This is a genomic window from Burkholderia sp. FW306-1C-G01B (genome assembly GCF_058781685.1).
The window spans coordinates 17300-33180 of sequence record NZ_JBYSWZ010000019.1 but is presented as its reverse complement, the minus strand read 5'-3'; the positions used below and the strand labels follow the sequence as shown (position 1 = coordinate 33180).

Below are 15881 nucleotides of genomic sequence, written 5' to 3'. Positions count from 1 at the left end.
CCACCACGGAGACACCATGCAGACCCGATCCACCCTCGATGAGCATGCGACAGTCGCGACGCCGGCCCCCGCCCGCACCGCGAAGCACTATTTGCTGGCCGGCTGGGCCAGCATGGCCGGCACGACGATCGAGTGGTACGACTTCTTCCTCTACGGCACGGCCGCCGCGCTCGTGTTCAACCGCATCTTCTTCCCGTCGCTGGACCCCGTCGTCGGCACGCTCGCCGCGTTCGGCACGTTCGCGGTCGGCTTCATCGGCCGGCCGATGGGCGGCATCGTGTTCGGCCACTTCGGCGACCGGATCGGCCGCAAGTCGATGCTGATGATCACGCTGCTGCTGATGGGCGTGCCGAGCATGATCATCGGGCTGATCCCGTCGTACGACCGCATCGGCTACTGGGCGGCCGCGCTGCTGATCGCGATGCGCTTCCTGCAGGGGATGGCCGTCGGCGGCGAATGGGGCGGCGCGGTGCTGATGGCCGTCGAACACGCGCCGAAGGGCCGCAAGGGGCTGTTCGGCAGCCTGCCGCAGACGGGCGTCGGGCTCGGCCTGATCCTGTCGTCGCTCGCGATGGCCGCGGTGGCCGCGCTGCCGGAAGCCGACATGCTGTCGTGGGGCTGGCGCGTGCCGTTCCTCGCGAGCATCGCGCTCGTCGGCCTCGGCTGGTTCATCCGCGCGAAGGTGCCCGAGTCGCCCGACTTCGAGAAGATGCAGCGCCAGGGCAAGGCCGAGAAGTCGCCGGTGACGGCCGCGCTGCGCCGCCATCCGCGCGAGGTGCTGACGATCGTCGGCGCGCGCGCCGCCGAGAACACGTGGTTCTACATGGTCGTCACGTTCGCGCTCGCGTACGCGACCCAGCAGCTTCATCTGCCGAAGGCCGAGATGCTGCACGCGATCACGGCCGGCGCCGTGCTGTCGCTCGTCACGATGCCGCTGTGCGGCCACCTGAGCGACCGCATCGGCCAGCGCCGGATGTTCGCGATCGGCCTCGTGCTGATGTGCGCGTTCGCCGCACCGTTCTTCATGATGCTCGGCACGCAGCAGACCTCGTACGCATGGTGGGCGATCGTGCTCGGCCTCGGCGTCGTGTTCCCGATCCTCTATGCGCCGGAATCGCTGCTGTTCGCGCAGCAGTTCCCGGCGGAAATCCGCTACAGCGGCATCTCGCTGTCGGTGCAGCTCGCCGGCGTGATCGGCGGCGGCTTCGCGCCGATGATCGCGACGTCGCTGCTGAAGGCCGGCGGCGGCCAGCCGCATTACGTGATCGCGTACCTCGTCGGCTTCGGCATGTTCGCGCTCGTGTGTACCGCACTGATGCGGCCGCCGCGCCCCTGAGCACGCCGGCCGGCATCCGTCCGAACCCGGTTCGTCCTGCTGTCCGCCGCGCCTGCACGTGCGGCGGATACAGGCTCGCTTTCTCATCGCAATACCGCTTCCTTCCCGGAGAGTTCCATGAACGCCGCAGTTCCCCAGACCACCCTCGCCCTGCCCACCGCCAAGCTGCTGATCGACGGCGCGTTCGTCGAATCGCAAAGCGCCGAATGGGGCGACATCGTCAACCCCGCGACGCAGGAAACGATCGGCCGCGTGCCGTATGCGACGCTCGACGAGGTCGACGCCGCGATCGCGTCCGCGCAGCGCGCATTCCAGACGTGGAAGACGACGCCGATCGGCGCGCGGCTGCGCATCATGCTGAAGTTCCAGGATCTCGTGCGCCGCAATCTCGAACGGATCGCGCACACGCTGACGGCCGAGCAAGGCAAGACGCTGCCCGACGCGCAGGGCGACATCTTCCGCGGCCTCGAAGTCGTCGAACACGCGTGCTCGATCGGCACGCTGCAGCAAGGCGAATTCGCGGAGAACGTCGCAGGCGGCGTCGATACCTACACGCTGCGCCAGCCGATCGGCGTGTGTGCGGGCATCACGCCGTTCAACTTCCCCGGGATGATTCCGCTGTGGATGTTCCCGATGGCGATCGTGTGCGGCAACACGTTCGTGCTGAAGCCGTCGGAGCAGGACCCGCTGTCGACGATGCAGCTCGTCGAACTCGCGATCGAGGCCGGCGTGCCCAAAGGTGTACTGAACGTCGTGCACGGCGGCAAGACGGTGGTCGACCGCCTGTGCACGCACCCGGACATCAAGGCGATCTCGTTCGTCGGCTCGACGCGCGTCGGCACGCACGTGTACAACCTCGGCAGCCAGCACGGCAAGCGCGTGCAGTCGATGATGGGCGCGAAGAACCACGCGGTCGTGCTGCCCGACGCGCACCGCGAGCAGACGATCAACGCGCTCGTCGGCGCGGGCTTCGGCGCGGCCGGCCAGCGCTGCATGGCGACGTCGGTCGTCGTGCTCGTCGGCCAGGCGCGCGACTGGCTGCCCGAGCTCGTCGAAAAGGCCAAGGCGCTGAAGATCAACGCCGGTCACGAGCCGGGCACGGATGTCGGGCCCGTCGTGTCGAAGGCCGCGCATGCGCGCGTCACCGCGCTGATCGACGAAGGCGTGAAGGCCGGCGCGAAGCTCGAACTCGACGGCCGCAACGTGAAGGTGCCCGGCTACGAGCGCGGCAACTTCGTCGGCCCGACGATCTTCTCGGGCGTGACGACCGACATGTCGATCTATACGGAAGAAATCTTCGGGCCGGTGGTGGTCGTGCTCGAAGCGGACACGCTCGACGAAGCGATCGCGCTCGTCAACCGCAACCCGATGGGCAACGGCGTCGGGCTGTTCACGCAGAGCGGCGCGGCCGCGCGCAAGTTCCAGAGCGAGATCGACGTCGGCCAGGTCGGCATCAACATCCCGATTCCGGTGCCGGTGCCCTACTTCAGCTTCACGGGCTCGCGCGGCTCGAAGCTCGGCGATCTCGGCCCGTACGGCAAGCAGGTCGTGCAGTTCTACACGCAGACGAAGACGGTCACCGCGCGCTGGTTCGACGACGATGCGACGGCCGGCGGCGTGAACACGACGATCGCGCTGCGCTGATTGAGGGACTCGCACATGGAAATCGCATTCATCGGGCTCGGCAACATGGGCGGCCCCATGGCCGCCAACCTGCTCAAGGCCGGCCACGCGCTGACGGTGTTCGACCTCGACGCGAACGCGGTCGACGCCGCGGTGCGCGCGGGCGCGGCGGCGGCCGGCTCGCCGCGCGACGCGGCCGCGCGCGGGGCGGTCGTGATCACGATGCTGCCGGCCGCGCAGCACGTGCGCGCCGTCTATCTCGGCGACGACGGCGTGCTGGCCGGCGCACGCGCGGGCGCGACGCTGATCGACTGCAGCACGATCGACCCCGGCACCGTGCGCGCGATGGCGGAAGCCGCAGCGCAGCGCGACTTCCCGCTCGCCGACGCGCCCGTGTCGGGCGGCACCGGCGGCGCGCAAGCCGGCACGCTGACCTTCATGGTCGGCGCGGACGCCGCGCTGTTCGAGCGCATCCGCCCCGTGCTGCTCGACATGGGCAGGAACGTCGTGCATTGCGGCGGCACGGGCACCGGGCAGATCGCAAAGATCTGCAACAACCTGCTGCTCGGGATCTCGATGATGGGCGTATCGGAATCAATGGCGCTCGGCGCCGCGCTCGGCATCGATCCGGCCGTGCTGGCCGGCATCATCAACACGTCGACCGGCCGCTGCTGGAGCTCGGACACCTACAACCCGTATCCGGGCGTGAACGACGCGGCACCGGCCGCGCGCGGTTATGCGGGCGGTTTCGCGGCGAACCTGATGCTGAAGGATCTCGGGCTCGCGACCGAAGCCGCACGAAGCGCGCACCAGCCGGTGTGGATGGGCGCGCTCGCGCAGCAGCTCTATCAGTCGATGAGCCAGCAGGGGCTCGGCACGCTCGACTTCTCCGCGTGCGTGAAGCTGTACGAGGCGCAGCCGGCGTAGCCTGCGCAGGTTACGCCGGACGTGCGCCGACCCGCGATGCGCTTGCGCGTATCGCGGGTCGGATTGCATGCGGGGAAGGAAAACGCAGGTGCCGCTTCAGGCGGCGGTCGCGCGGCCATGCCGCGTGTCGTTCAACCGCGCGGGTTCGACGCCGTCTCGAAGGTCGGATGGCACTCGAACGCGAGTTCGGAGCGTGCGTCGACGCGGCGGCCGCCGGTCAGCGATTCCTGCTTCATGCTCGCGCGCATCCCGCGCTGCGTGCAGTAGTTGGTGGCTTCGTTGACGGCCTTCTCATGGGCGTCGGCCCACGTCGTCGACACGCCGACCGTGCGCGTCGTCACGGTGAATACGTTCGGGTTCGACGTCGCGGTCACGTCGGAAGCGGTCGAACACGCGGCGAGCAAGCATGCAGCAGCCGCAACGGTCAACCATCGCAGGGCTCGAAAAGAAACTGGAATGAACATGGGGGGCAAGCGCACGCCGTTCGACGTGTATTGAGCAACATAAGCGACAGTATGCCTGCCCGATCGCCGGAGATCATGCCCCTTTCGGTGAACACATTGTTTCTAATGGTTAAACGATCGCAAGTGCAGGCAAGATTTACAGCTCGGCACCGCGCCCGTTTTCATCCCGTGAGTAGTTTTGCCCGACCGGTGCGCCGTTTCGGGCGCTCACGCCCGTGCGCCGGTCAATGCACGCCCTCCTGCCTGATCCTCGCCGATGCGTCCGCCAGGTTCCGCCACGCCGGCTGCCCCGGCGCATAGCGCGCGCGAATGTACGCGGCGAGCTCGGCCATTTGCCGGTCGTCGAACGCGTCGCCGAAGCCCGGCATATAACCGAGCTGGTCGGTGGCCGGCTGGTCGATCCCGTGGTGCAGCACGCGCAGCAGGTTGTCCGGCGTCGCCTGGCTGACGCTCGTGTTGAGCCCCATCAGCGGGCGCACGCCGAAATGCCCGACGCCGCCAGACTCCGCGTGACAGACCGCGCACGCCGCGTCGAACGCGCGGCGGCCGTTCTCGAGGCCGAGCGTCGCGACGGTTTCCGCACCGCGTGCCTGACGGATGGCCGCGTCTGCGGCCACCGCGGCGTCGACCGGTGGCGACAGCGACGCAAGGTAGTGCGCGATCGCGCGTACGTCCGGCTCGGGCAGCGACGCAAGCCCCGCGACGACGGGCGCCATCGGCCCGGCCGCGACGCCGTGCTGCGCGGAGAAACCCGTGCGCAAATAGTCGAACAGTGCGCCTTCGGTCCACGGCACCGGTGCGGCCGGCGACGCGACGAGCGGCGGCGCGACCCATCCTTCCGCTTCGCCGCCCGACAGGTACGCGAAGCCGCCCTTCTCCGCGCCCAGCGCATTGCGCGGCGTGTGGCACGCGCCGCAGTGCCCGGCGCCGTCGACCAGATACTTGCCGCGATTCCACATCGCGGAGCGTGCCGGGTCCGGCGCGAACGGCCGCGCGTCGTGAAACAGCCAGTTCCAGCCGGCGACGAGCCGCCGCCGGTCGAGCGGGAACGGCAGCTTCGTCTTCGGCGGCACGTGCTTCACCGGCGGCTGCGACATCAGGTACGCATAGAGCGCGAGCAGGTCCGGCTCGCTCAGCTTCGCGAACGCCGTGTACGGAAACGCCGGGTACAGGTGCGTGCCGTCGCGCGAGACGCCTTCGCGCATCGCGCGAGCGAAGGCCGGATACGACCACGTGCCGATGCCGGTTTCCGGATCGGGCGTGAGGTTCGTCGTGTAGATGGTGCCGAACGGCGTATCGAGCGCGAGCCCGCCCGCGTTGGTCGCGCCGCCGGGCGCGGTGTGGCATACCGCGCAATCGCCGGCGAGTGCGACCTGGCGGCCGCGTTCGAGCGTCGCCGCGCTCCACATCGCGCCGTCCGCGCCGCCGGGTGCGACAGGCGCGATCGGCGCGGGCCCCGGCAGGATCGCGCACGCGAGCCCGATCAGCCCGCCGACCACGCCGCCAGCGCCGCCGCCGGCCAGCCAGCGGCGCCAGCGCGAGGCGCGACGCGGCGCGACATGCAGCCCGTCGCCGGAATCGACCGGCGCCGGCTGCGCGAGGGCCGCGCGAATGCGCTCGGCATCGAACGGCGGTGCACGAAAACGCACGCCCGTCGCGTCGTACAGCGCGTTGGCAATCGCCGCCGCTGCCGGTGCCGCCGCCTGTTCGATCCGGCGCGCATCGTGCGCGGACAACTCGCCGTGCGCGCGATGCGCCGCGCCGTCGAACGCAGCCAGTTCATGCGCGATCGCGTCCGGCTGCGCACCGGCATCGATCTCGTCATGCGCAGGCCGCGCGGACAACCGCGCGCCCATCACGCGCGAAATCGCCGCCTCGATCTGCCATGCGGGCAAACCGGCCATCGATGCGTCGCCCGGTTTGCCCGCACCTTGTCCAGCCACGACGCGCCGCACCGCGACATCGCCCGTCGCGCGATCGACATCGAGATCGACGACCCATGCGGACCAGCGCATGTCGCCGTCACGTGCGGCATCTGCTGCCGGCGGTTCGCCGCCGGACGGTGCCGCAAGCGCGCCGGCGCCATCGAATGCGAAGCCGCGACCGCTGACGCGCGAACGCGCGTTCGCGTCGGCCGCGACCGGCGCGCCCCATGCGGCGCGTTCGCTGACCATCCGGATAATCTCGCGCGGCCCCGCATCCCGCGCTGCATCGAGATGCTGCAGGCGCAACGCGACCGGGTCGCGCCGCAACGCGCCCGCGAGTTCGTCGACGAAGGATTCGCGGGCGAACACGTGCGCATGGCCGGGGATTGCGCGATCGGCGTCGGCCAATTCGATCGACGTCTGCGCGTGCCGGTAGACGAACGGCGATGCGGGGCCGGCATCCGTGCCCTCGGCCGTTGAACCGTGAAGATCGTCCGTTACCGCGGATACCGCGCTAGCTGCCTGCGCGCGATAACGCCAGCTCGTCATCCGCCCGTCGGGCGCAGTCCGCGTTTCGATATCGAGCGATGCGTGCGTGCGCGTATCGCCGACCGGCCATTCGTAGCGTGCGTGATGCATATTCGATACGTCGGCGGCGCCTTCGTCGCGCGGCTCGTGCATCGTCACGCGCTCCTGCTCGACCGGCGGGCTCAGGTCAAGCTTCATCGCCGTCCCGCAGATAGCGTGCGGCACGATGCACGGCCCGGATGATCTCGAGGTGCGTGCCGCAGCGGCACAGGTTGAAACGCAGCGCATCGCGGATCGCCGCATCGTCCGGCGCGGGATTGCGGTCGAGCAGCGCCTTCGTGCTCATGATCATCCCGTTCAGGCAATAACCGCATTGCGCGGCCTGCTCGTCGATGAACGCGCGCTGGATCGGATGCGGCGCGTCGCGCGACCCGAGCCCTTCCAGCGTCGTGACGTCGCGCCCGCTCGCGGCGGCGGCCGGCACCACGCACGAACGCGTCGCCTGTCCGTCGACGAGCACCGTGCACGCGCCGCACTGCCCGAGCCCGCAGCCGTATTTCGGGCCGTTGAGCGCGCAGTCGTTGCGCAGAAGCAGCAGCAGCGGCGCGTCGGGCGCGGCCTCGTCGAAGGTGTGCGGCGTGCCGTTCACGCGAAACACCAGCGGCCGCGACGGAGAAGCGGGATGGGACATGAATGGATCCGGAATGCGGCGTGTGGGCCGAGGGCCGGCCGTCGGCGGGCACTGCCTCCGGCCGGCACCCGCCGACGCACGCCTGACGACATATAACACGCCGAAAAACACGGGTTCCGGCGCATCGATCCCCGCGACGGCGAAGCGCCGGCCGGCGCGGAAATCGCGTGAGCGTCAGGCCGCAGCCGCCACGTTGTTGCGCGACGGCGAGACGAGCGGCACGTCGAACACGTCGTAGCCGAACACCCACGACGGATCCTCGTTCGTGCGCAGCCACGTGTTGTTGTGCGACACGAGCTGCACCTTCGACGCGCGCGCCGCACGATTCGCCTCGTACAGCGCGAACGCGCCCGCGTAGTCGCTCGCGCCAACCTCGTCGAGACAGCGCGCGAGCATCGCCGCATCCTCGATCGCCATCGCCGCGCCCTGCGCCATGTGCGGCTTCATCGGATGGCATGCGTCGCCGAGCAGCACGAGCCGGCCGCGGCTCCACAGCGGCAGCGGATCGCGTTCGAGCAGCGGCCACTTGGTGATCGACGGCGACACGTCGATCAGGTGCTGGATGTCAGAGTGGAAACCCGCGAACGCGTCGCGCATCTCGTCGCGGCTGCTGTCGACCATCGACACGCCTTCGGGCCATTCGGCCTGCGGCACGCCGGTCACGTAGTAATACTCGTCGCGCTTCTCGGTCACGTAGTAGACCATCATGTGGCGATCCTCCGACCACCACTTCACGCACATGTCGTACGGCTTGTTGCCGAGCAGCGATGCCGGGAACACCGCGCGGTGCGCGACATAACCCGTATAGCGCGGCGGCTCCGCGCCGAGCAGGTGCTCGCGGATCCGCGAATTCACGCCGTCCGCGCCGATCACGATGTCGGCCGTCTCGACGCTGCCGTCGGAGAACGTCAGGCGCACCGCGTCGCCGGTGTCCTCCACCGATGCGAGCCGCTTACCGAAGCGGATCGTGCCGGGCGTCACCGCCTGCGTCATCAATGCGTGGAAATCGCCGCGATGCACGGTCAGGTAGCTCGCGCCGTAGGTCTTGCGCGCGTAGTCGCCGAGCGGGATCTGCGCGAGCACGTCGGCCGTCTGCCAGTCGCGGCTGTACCAGAAATCCGGATGCGAACCCATCGTGTTCAGCGCGTCCTCGCAGCCGATGCGCCGCATGATCTTCATCACGTTCGGGCCGAGGTGGATGCCCGCGCCGAGGCGCGAGAACGCCGGCGCCTGCTCGTACAGCGCGACGTCGTAGCCGCCGCGCTGAAGCAGCGCCGCGGCGGCCGTGCCGCCGAGACCGGCGCCGATGATTGCGATACGGGGTGTGCTCATGCGGATCTCCTGATCGTGGGCCCGTCGCCTGACGCGGCGCGAGAACGGGCGGATTGAATGGCGTTTATTTAGCGTACACACTCAATTTATTCAGGACAAGCGGATTGTTGATCGCTGCAATCGCATTCGGGAAAACACCGATAATTCCTCGAATATCCACGTACTAAAACGCTCAACACGCGTCGAGCATCATTTTGATCCATTGCCATTTTAAAATGTACACACTAGACTTTGCTCGAAATCCGGCGATCTCGCGCCAGCGTGCCGCCTCACCCTTACCGACACGGAGCCTCCCGTCATGAGCAAGACCTACCGCATCGGCCAGATCGTGCCGAGTTCCAACACGACGATGGAAACCGAGATCCCCGCGATGCTGCGGTTGCGCGAAACGATCCGCCCCGAGCGCTTCACGTATCACTCGAGCCGGATGCGGATGAAGAAGGTCGTCAAGGAAGAACTGGCGGCGATGGATGCCGAATCCGACCGCTGCGCGGTCGAATTGAGCGACGCGCGCGTCGACGTGCTCGGCTACGCGTGCCTCGTCGCGATCATGGCGATGGGGCATGGTTATCACCGCGTGTCGCAGGCGCGCCTGACGAAGCACACGGCCGACAACGGCGCGCAGGCACCGGTGCTGACGAGCGCGGGTGCGCTCGTCGACGCGCTGAAGGTGATCGGCGCGAAGCGCATCGTCGTCGTCGCGCCGTACATGTTGCCGTTGACGGAACTCGTGGTCGACTACATCCGCAACGAAGGCTTCGAAGTGCTCGGCTACCGCGCGCTGGAAATTCCCGACAACCTCGACGTCGGCCGTCACGATCCGGCACGCCTGCCCGACATCGTGAAAACGCTGCCGTACCAGGACGCCGACGCGATCGTGCTGTCCGCGTGCGTGCAGATGCCGTCGCTGCCGGCCGTCGCGAAGGTCGAGGCGATGACGGGCAAGCCGGTGATCACGGCCGCGATCGCGACCACCTACGCGATGCTGCGCGAGCTCGACCTCGAGCCGGTCGTGCCCGGCGCCGGCGCGCTGCTGTCCGGCGCGTACTGAACGCGGCCCTTCCGACGGAGTCCATTCATGCCCTCGACTTTCCTGTACGGCGCGAACATCCGCGCGAACGGCATCCGCCAGCACTACCTGCGCTACGGCGGCGCGACCGGCGCGCGCGCATCGCGCCCTGCGATCGTGCTGATCCCCGGCATCACGAGCCCCGCGATCACCTGGGGCTTCGTCGGCGAAACCTTCGGCGCGGCGTTCGACACCTATGTGCTCGACGTGCGCGGCCGCGGGCTGTCCGACGCGTCGCCGTCGCTCGACTACAACCTCGATGCGCAGGCCGACGACATCGCGGCGCTCGTCGCCGCGCTCGGCCTGCCGCGCACGAGCCTCGTCGGCCATTCGATGGGCGCGCGGATCGCCGCGCGCGCGGCGCGGCGCGGCATCCGCGGGCTCGCATCGGTCGTGCTCGTCGATCCGCCCGTGTCGGGCCCGAACCGCCGCGACTATCCGGGCAAGCTGCCGTGGTACATCGACTCGATGGCGCTCGCGCGCGCCGGCACCGACGCCGAAGGCATGCGCGCGTTCTGCCCGACCTGGACCGATGCCGAACTCCAGTTGCGCGCCGAGTGGCTGCATACCTGCGACGAGCGCGCGGTACGCGCGAGCTATGAAGGATTCCATACCGACGATTTCCATGCGGACGCCGCACAACTGGCCGTGCCATCGCTGCTGATCACGGCCGAACGCGGCGACGTGGTGCGCGACGACGATGTCGCCGAACTGCAGCGCGCGACGCCGTCGATGCGGCATGTGCGCGTGCCCGACGCCGGCCACATGATCCCGTGGGACAACGCGCCGGGCTTCTACGCGGCGTTCGGCAGCTTTCTCGGCGCGCCGCTCGCGGCCTGATCCCCTTTTCCCTCACGCCTTTACCGGAGCCGACGATGCCAGTTAGCGACACCCAACTGATCGACGCGTGGAAGCAGGTGCTCACGCTGTCGCGCCTCGAACCGGGCCAGACCGTCACGATCCTGACGAGCGCGGCCACCCTCCCGCAGACGCTGTCGTGCGCGCTGATCGCGACGCAATCGATGGGCGCGATCGTCAACCGGCTCGACCTGCCGCCGGTCAACGGCGAGAAAGCGTTCAGCCGCGACCCGCTCGCGTATCTCGGCACGACGCCGCTGACCGGCAACAAGGCCGCGATCGCCGCGCTGCGCGAGAGCGACCTCGTGCTCGACCTGATGACGCTGCTGTTCTCGCCCGAACAGCACGAGATTCTTAAATCCGGCACGAAGATCCTGCTCGCGGTCGAGCCGCCCGAAGTGCTCGTGCGGATGGTGCCGACGCCGGCCGACCGCACGCGCGTGCTCGCCGCCGCGAAGCAAATCGCCGCCGCCCGCGAGATGCGCGTGACGTCGGCGGCCGGCACCGCGCTCACCTGCCCGCTCGGCGACTTCCCGCCGACCGCCGAATACGGCTTCGTCGACGCGCCCGGCCGCTGGGATCACTGGCCGAGCGGCTTCGCGCTGACCTACCCGAACGACCGCACCGCACGCGGCACGATCGTGATCGATCGCGGCGACATCCTGCTGCCGCAGAAGCACTATGTAAGCGAGCCGATCGCGCTGACCGTCGAAGGCGGTTACGCAACGCGCATCGAAGGCGGCATCGACGCCGACCTGCTGCGCGACTACATGGAGACCTTCGCCGACCCCGAAGGTTATGCGATCTCGCATATCGGCTGGGGGCTGCAGCCGCGCGCGCGCTGGTCGACGCTCGGGCTGTACGACCGCGAGGCGACGATCGGGATGGACGCGCGCGCGTTCGAGGGCAACTTCCTGTTCTCGCTCGGGCCGAACAACGAAGGCGGCGGCAACCGCACGACCACCTGCCACATCGACATCCCGCTGCGCCGCTGCACGGTCGAACTCGACGGCGAAACCGTCGTGCGCGACGGCCGCGTGACCGATCAACCCGCGTGACCGACGAGCGCCCGACACCATGAACGATCTTTCCCACCACGCCGAAGCGAACGTCTATCGCCAGCAGGGTTTCGGCACGCCGCTGCCGCCGCACGGCAACATCGGCCTGCTGATCGTCGACTTCGTGGTCGGCTTCGCCGATCCCGCGACATTCGGCGGCGGCAACATCGCGCCGGCGATCGCACGCACGACGCGCGCGCTCGCGCTGGCGCGCGAACGCGGCTGGCCCGTCGCGCACAGCCGCATCGTGTACGCGGACGACGGCAGCGACGACAACGTGTTCTCGCTGAAGGTGCCCGGCATGGCGACGCTGACCGAGCACCATCCGAACAGCGCGATCGTGCCCGAACTCACACCCGCGGCCGGCGAACTCGTCGTGCGCAAGACCGTGCCGTCGGCGTTCTTCGGCACGCAACTCAGCCCCTGGCTCGCGCAGCGCGCGGTGCAGACGCTGCTCGTCGCCGGCGCCGTGACGAGCGGCTGCGTGCGCGCCAGCGTCGTCGATGCGATGTCGCACGGGTTCCGTCCGCTCGTGCTCGCCGATTGCGTCGGCGATCGCGCGATCGCGCCGCACGACGCGAACCTGTTCGACATGCAGCAGAAATACGCGGCCGTGATGCCGCTCGACGACGCGATCGCGGCGATCGACGCCGTGCACGCACACGCGCGCTGAATCGCGACGGATCGCGGGCGCCGCATGCGTCGCCCGCGATTGACGCTGCGCTTTTGGCGGCCTAGATTGGCCTGACGCGCGCCGCCCGAACCCTCTCCGACACAACCGTCGCCGGCCGCGCCGCTGCCGACAGGACCCCTTCCCCGTGAACCGTTCCGAATTGCTCGTGCGCGACGGCTACCTGACCGTGATCCGCCCGCCCGCGCCGCCCGTCAAGCCGGCGCCCGGCCAGCCGGGCAGCCTGTCGTCCTACGTGCCGGCGCTGCCTGAAGTCTTCGTCGCGATTCTCGACGATGGCCGCATCCTCGCGTTCAACGGACACGTCGATCTCGGCACCGGCATCCGCACGTCGCTCGCGCAGATCGTCGCCGAGGAACTCGACGTGCCGGCCGCGCGCGTGACGATGGTGCTCGGCGACACGGCCGCGACACCGAATCAGGGCCCGACCATCGCGAGCGCAACGATCCAGATTTCCGCGACGCCGCTGCGCTGCGCGGCCGCGCAGGCGCGCCACGCGCTGCTGACGCTCGCCGCCGAGCGGTTCGGTGTCGACGTGGAGCGGCTGGTTATCGACGACGGGACCATTTCGGCGGACGGACAAACGGCAACGTTCGCGGCGCTCGTCGCCGCGCATCGCATCGCGCTGACGCTGGACCTGAACACCCTCACGAAGGATCCCGCGCTGTACCGGATCGTCGGCAAATCGTCGCCGCGCGTCGACCTGCCCGCGAAGGCGACCGGCGAGCTCACGTTCGTGCACGACATGCGCGTGCCGGGCATGCTGCACGGCCGTGTCGTGCGGCCGCCGTATGCGGGCCACGACAGCGGCCCGTTCGTCGGCACCTCGCTCGTCGACGTCGATCGCGCGTCGGTCGCCGACGTGCCGGGGCTGGTGGCCGTCGTCGCGATCGGCGATTTCGTCGGCGTGGTTGCCGAACGCGAGGAACATGCGATCCGCGCGGCGCGCCAGTTGCGCGTGACGTGGCGGCCGCATGCCGCGCTGCCGCCGCTCGACGAGCCGGCCGCCGCGATCGCCGCCGCGCCGGCCAGGCGCCGCGTGCTGCTCGACGAAGGCGATGTCGACGCGGCGCGCACGCAGCCCGGCACGATCACGCTGTCGCGCACCTATGCGTGGCCGTTCCAGATGCACGGCTCGATCGGCCCGTCATGCGCGCTTGCCGACTACCGGGAACCGGGCGACGGTCGGATCACCGTATGGTCCGGCACGCAAAATCCCGTATCGCTGCGCTACGACCTCGCGACGCTCGTCGCGCGCGACGAAGCCGATTTCGACGTCGTGCGGATGGAAGCGGCCGGCTGCTACGGCCGCAACGGCGCGGACGACGTGTGCGGCGACGCGCTGCTGCTGTCGCGCGCGGTCGGCCGCCCGGTGCGCGTGCAACTGTCGCGCGCGGACGAACATCTGTGGGAACCGAAAGGCGCGGGCCAGCTGATGCAGGTGACCGGCACCGTCACGCGCGACGGCCGCCTGCTCGGCTACGACTTCACGACGCGCTATCCGTCGAACGACGCGCCGCTGCTCGCGGCCTTGCTGACCGGTGCGATCGCGCCCGAGCCGCGCGTGTTCGAGATGGGCGACCGCACGGCCGTGTCGCCGTACGCGAGCCCGCATCGCCGCTTCGTCTGCGAGGATCTCGCGCCGCTCGTGCGCGCGTCGTGGCTGCGCGGCGTGTCGGCGTTGCCGAACTCGTTCGCGCACGATGCGTTCGTCGACGAATGCGCGGCGTTGACGGGCGTCGATCCGCTCGCGTTCCGGCTGCGCCATCTGCAGGACACGCGCGCGACCGAACTGCTGCAGGCCCTGGCCGACCGCGCGGGCTGGACGCCGCGCACGACGGACACGCACCGCGAACGCAATGGCGCGCGGCTCGCGCGCGGCCGCGGCGTCGCGTATGCGCGCTACGTGCACAGCCGCTTTCCCGGTTTCGGCGCGGCGTGGTCGGCATGGATCGTCGACCTGAGCGTCGATCGCGTGTCGGGCGAGATACGCATCGAACGCGTGACGGTCGGCCAGGACACCGGCACGATGATCAACCCGGATGGCGTGCGCCATCAAATCCACGGCAACGTGATCCAGGTATTGAGCCGCACGCTGAAGGAGCGCGTGCGGTTCGCGGACGGCAAGGTCGCGTCGCGCGAATGGGCGAGCTATCCGATCCTGACGTTCGCGGAAGTGCCGGACGTCGATGTCGTGCTGATGCCGAGACAAGGCGAGCCGCCGCTCGGCGCGGGCGAATCGGCGTCGGTGCCGGGCCCTGCCGCGGTCGCGAACGCGTTGTTCGATGCGACCGGCGTGCGGTTCTACGCGCCGCCGTTTACGCCCGAAGCGGTGCGCGCCGCGCTGCGCGAGGCCGGCCGGCTGATGAGCGCCGACGACGCCGCTGCGCCCGCAACCGCCGGCGCGGCGTAGACCCGGTCGGCGCCTCGCGTGCGCATCACGCTTCGCCGTCTTCTTCCATCATCTTGCGCAGCAGGAACTGCAGCGCGACCCGTTCGCCCGGATTGAGCGCGCCATACGTGCGCTCGGTCACCTGCCTCGCGAACGGCACCGTGCGGTCGATCAGCGCGAGCCCGGTCGCGGTCGCGCGCACGATCAGCTTGCGGCCGTCGTTCGGGTCGGGCAGCACCTCGATCAGCGCGCGTGTCTTCAGGCGCTCGACGACGCCGCGGATCGTCGCCTGGTCGATCGCGGTCGCCTTGACGATGTCGTTCAGCGAGCACGCCTGGCGTTCCTTGACCGCGCACAGTGTCACGAACTGCGCGGCCGTGAGATCCGAATCGGGGATCGCTTCCTGGAAGATCGACACGTGCCGCTGATACGCGCGGCGCAGCAGATGTCCAACCTGGTCGTGAAAGTCGTAGGAATCCTTGGAAGACGCCATGAAAGTGAAGGCCAGTGCCGCATGCAAGTGAAAGACAAGCAGTGTACACCCTCAATTCGGCACAGCCGGCGTCCGCGCGGCCGCTTCATTGCGGTACATCAGGATTCGCGGCGCCCGGCACGCATCGCGCCTGACGATCGCCTGACAGCGGCGGATCACCGGCCGATGCCGTCGCCGAACGGTCGCCCCGTGCGTCCGAGCCTGCTGCCTCAAGTGCATTTGCGCGCTACGACAAGCTTTCGCGCACACACTTCACTTTTGAGCGCATACGCACGAATTTTGTGCACGCTTTCGCGCGCTCCCAGGCCATTTCCACACGCATTTTCGATCGTCCAAAGCCCTATCAAAAGCACGGTTTTTCTCACGCAAACGCTTACCTCCAAGCGGCCGGATTCATGCCTGTGCGATTCGGTATTTTCTAGTGTGTACGCTATTTAATTGCCGTGATATACAGGCTCCAGTGCGCGGCGAAATGTCCTCCCGCGTCGATCGGC

General features: G+C 69.1%; 13 protein-coding genes. 8 read left to right on the top strand and 5 right to left on the bottom strand.

Features of this window, described 5'->3' with window-relative positions; genetic code table 11:
• Window positions 1-16 precede the first annotated feature (16 nt).
• The 3 genes from AC3WLY_RS30355 (at window position 17) to mmsB (ending at window position 3886) form a co-directional block, all read left to right on the top strand.
• Entirely contained in the window at window positions 17-1336 is a 1320-nt protein-coding gene (locus AC3WLY_RS30355; protein WP_492309365.1) for an MFS transporter, read from the top strand.
• 117 nt (window positions 1337-1453) lie between these two features.
• Window positions 1454-2980, top strand: a complete 1527-nt coding sequence (locus tag AC3WLY_RS30350) for a CoA-acylating methylmalonate-semialdehyde dehydrogenase (protein WP_492309364.1) — start codon at window positions 1454-1456, stop codon at window positions 2978-2980.
• A 15-nt stretch (window positions 2981-2995) separates the two neighbouring features.
• A complete protein-coding gene (mmsB, locus tag AC3WLY_RS30345) occupies window positions 2996-3886 on the top strand; it encodes a 3-hydroxyisobutyrate dehydrogenase (RefSeq protein ID WP_492309363.1) in 891 nt (296 codons plus the stop codon).
• 131 nt (window positions 3887-4017) lie between these two features.
• Here mmsB and AC3WLY_RS30340 read toward each other — a convergent pair whose 3' ends face one another.
• The 4 genes from AC3WLY_RS30340 to AC3WLY_RS30325 form a co-directional block, all read right to left on the bottom strand.
• Window positions 4018-4350 (bottom strand): hypothetical protein, encoded by a 333-nt coding sequence (locus AC3WLY_RS30340; RefSeq protein ID WP_175958809.1) that lies wholly within the window; start codon window positions 4348-4350, stop codon window positions 4018-4020.
• 224 nt (window positions 4351-4574) lie between these two features.
• A complete protein-coding gene (locus AC3WLY_RS30335; RefSeq protein WP_492309395.1) occupies window positions 4575-6956 on the bottom strand; it encodes a c-type cytochrome in 2382 nt (793 codons plus the stop codon).
• Window positions 6957-6990: 34 nt separating this feature from the next.
• Complete coding sequence (locus AC3WLY_RS30330; RefSeq protein ID WP_310140215.1) at window positions 6991-7494, bottom strand: (2Fe-2S)-binding protein; 504 nt, start codon at window positions 7492-7494, stop codon at window positions 6991-6993.
• A gap of 174 nt (window positions 7495-7668) precedes the next feature.
• Window positions 7669-8826 carry an FAD-dependent monooxygenase gene (locus tag AC3WLY_RS30325; protein WP_175958806.1) on the bottom strand — a complete coding sequence of 386 codons (1158 nt, stop codon included), beginning with the start codon at window positions 8824-8826 and terminating at the stop codon, window positions 7669-7671.
• A gap of 298 nt (window positions 8827-9124) precedes the next feature.
• On the opposite strand from AC3WLY_RS30325, the gene AC3WLY_RS30320 reads away from it, so the two are divergent.
• The 5 genes from AC3WLY_RS30320 (at window position 9125) to AC3WLY_RS30300 (ending at window position 14915) form a co-directional block, all read left to right on the top strand.
• The gene (locus tag AC3WLY_RS30320) at window positions 9125-9877 is read left to right on the top strand and encodes a maleate cis-trans isomerase family protein (protein WP_174383892.1); all 753 of its coding nucleotides are present in this window, start codon (window positions 9125-9127) and stop codon (window positions 9875-9877) included.
• Between the two features lie 27 nt (window positions 9878-9904).
• Entirely contained in the window at window positions 9905-10735 is an 831-nt protein-coding gene (locus AC3WLY_RS30315) for an alpha/beta fold hydrolase (RefSeq protein ID WP_492309362.1), read from the top strand.
• Window positions 10736-10770: 35 nt separating this feature from the next.
• Window positions 10771-11811, top strand: a complete 1041-nt coding sequence (locus tag AC3WLY_RS30310; protein WP_492309361.1) for a 2,5-dihydroxypyridine 5,6-dioxygenase NicX family protein — start codon at window positions 10771-10773, stop codon at window positions 11809-11811.
• A gap of 19 nt (window positions 11812-11830) precedes the next feature.
• Complete coding sequence (locus tag AC3WLY_RS30305) at window positions 11831-12484, top strand: isochorismatase family protein (protein WP_425133051.1); 654 nt, start codon at window positions 11831-11833, stop codon at window positions 12482-12484.
• A gap of 145 nt (window positions 12485-12629) precedes the next feature.
• The gene (locus tag AC3WLY_RS30300) at window positions 12630-14915 is read left to right on the top strand and encodes a xanthine dehydrogenase family protein molybdopterin-binding subunit (protein ID WP_492309360.1); all 2286 of its coding nucleotides are present in this window, start codon (window positions 12630-12632) and stop codon (window positions 14913-14915) included.
• 25 nt (window positions 14916-14940) lie between these two features.
• Here AC3WLY_RS30300 and AC3WLY_RS30295 read toward each other — a convergent pair whose 3' ends face one another.
• Window positions 14941-15387 (bottom strand): MarR family winged helix-turn-helix transcriptional regulator, encoded by a 447-nt coding sequence (locus AC3WLY_RS30295; RefSeq protein WP_096474695.1) that lies wholly within the window; start codon window positions 15385-15387, stop codon window positions 14941-14943.
• Window positions 15388-15881 lie beyond the last annotated feature (494 nt).

Coding starts and splice junctions, on each gene's coding strand:
- AC3WLY_RS30355 (WP_492309365.1), top strand. CDS start 17: ATGCAGACCCGATCCACCCTCGATGAGCATGCGACAGTCGCGACGCCG.
- AC3WLY_RS30350 (WP_492309364.1), top strand. CDS start 1,454: ATGAACGCCGCAGTTCCCCAGACCACCCTCGCCCTGCCCACCGCCAAG.
- mmsB (WP_492309363.1), top strand. CDS start 2,996: ATGGAAATCGCATTCATCGGGCTCGGCAACATGGGCGGCCCCATGGCC.
- AC3WLY_RS30340 (WP_175958809.1), bottom strand. CDS start 4,350: ATGTTCATTCCAGTTTCTTTTCGAGCCCTGCGATGGTTGACCGTTGCG.
- AC3WLY_RS30335 (WP_492309395.1), bottom strand. CDS start 6,956: ATGCACGAGCCGCGCGACGAAGGCGCCGCCGACGTATCGAATATGCAT.
- AC3WLY_RS30330 (WP_310140215.1), bottom strand. CDS start 7,494: ATGTCCCATCCCGCTTCTCCGTCGCGGCCGCTGGTGTTTCGCGTGAAC.
- AC3WLY_RS30325 (WP_175958806.1), bottom strand. CDS start 8,826: ATGAGCACACCCCGTATCGCAATCATCGGCGCCGGTCTCGGCGGCACG.
- AC3WLY_RS30320 (WP_174383892.1), top strand. CDS start 9,125: ATGAGCAAGACCTACCGCATCGGCCAGATCGTGCCGAGTTCCAACACG.
- AC3WLY_RS30315 (WP_492309362.1), top strand. CDS start 9,905: ATGCCCTCGACTTTCCTGTACGGCGCGAACATCCGCGCGAACGGCATC.
- AC3WLY_RS30310 (WP_492309361.1), top strand. CDS start 10,771: ATGCCAGTTAGCGACACCCAACTGATCGACGCGTGGAAGCAGGTGCTC.
- AC3WLY_RS30305 (WP_425133051.1), top strand. CDS start 11,831: ATGAACGATCTTTCCCACCACGCCGAAGCGAACGTCTATCGCCAGCAG.
- AC3WLY_RS30295 (WP_096474695.1), bottom strand. CDS start 15,387: ATGGCGTCTTCCAAGGATTCCTACGACTTTCACGACCAGGTTGGACAT.